This window comes from Spirochaetota bacterium (assembly GCA_026414805.1).
In the GTDB taxonomy this organism is placed as follows: domain Bacteria; phylum Spirochaetota; class UBA4802; order UBA4802; family UB4802; genus UBA4802.
In genome coordinates this window covers 1-551 of sequence record JAOAIH010000155.1, presented here as the reverse complement: position 1 = coordinate 551, position 551 = coordinate 1, and the positions used below count along the sequence as shown (strand labels likewise).

Here is a 551-nt window from a genome sequence, read left to right as displayed (position 1 = left end):
GCGAACCGGTGGCTGATGCCGATTTGGGAGATGCAAGCAGCTTGATACAAGGCTTCCTGGAGTCTTCCAATGTCCAGGTAGTAGAAGAAATGGTCAAACTGATCATTGCCCAGAGAGCATATGAAATCAATTCAAAAGCCATTCAGACATCGGATGATATGCTGGGAATGGCAAATAATTTGAAGAGATAATATATTTAACGTTTAAAGTTTAACGTTTAGCGTTTAATGTTCAAAGGAATGGGAAAGAGACTGAGGTAGTTTGTGGAGATAAGCGGAATTAATGGCAACATAAATAAAAACACAATCGAAAATGCGAAAAACAAAGCAACCGACAGTGACTTTGAAAAAAGCCTGCAGCGTGCTATGGACCAAAAGGATGAACAGCAGTTAAAAAAGGTCTGTAAAGACTTTGAAGGCATTCTGCTGAACATGATGTACAAGGAAATGAAGGCGACTGTTCCGAAGTCAGGGCTTCTGCCAAATGACATGGGAAATGAAATTTTTGAATCCATGCTGGATGACAAACTGCTGGAGGAAGCATCCAAAGGC

At 41.0% G+C, this 551-nt stretch carries 2 protein-coding genes; both read left to right on the top strand.

The features are described 5' to 3' along the window. Positions 1-191, top strand: a 191-nt coding sequence (gene flgG, locus N3F66_15100) for a flagellar basal body rod protein FlgG (GenBank protein ID MCX8125474.1), incomplete at its 5' end; no start/stop codon positions are given. Positions 192-263: 72 nt separating this feature from the next. After that, positions 264-551: rod-binding protein (locus tag N3F66_15095; GenBank protein MCX8125473.1), on the top strand; the 288-nt coding region annotated here is incomplete at its 3' end.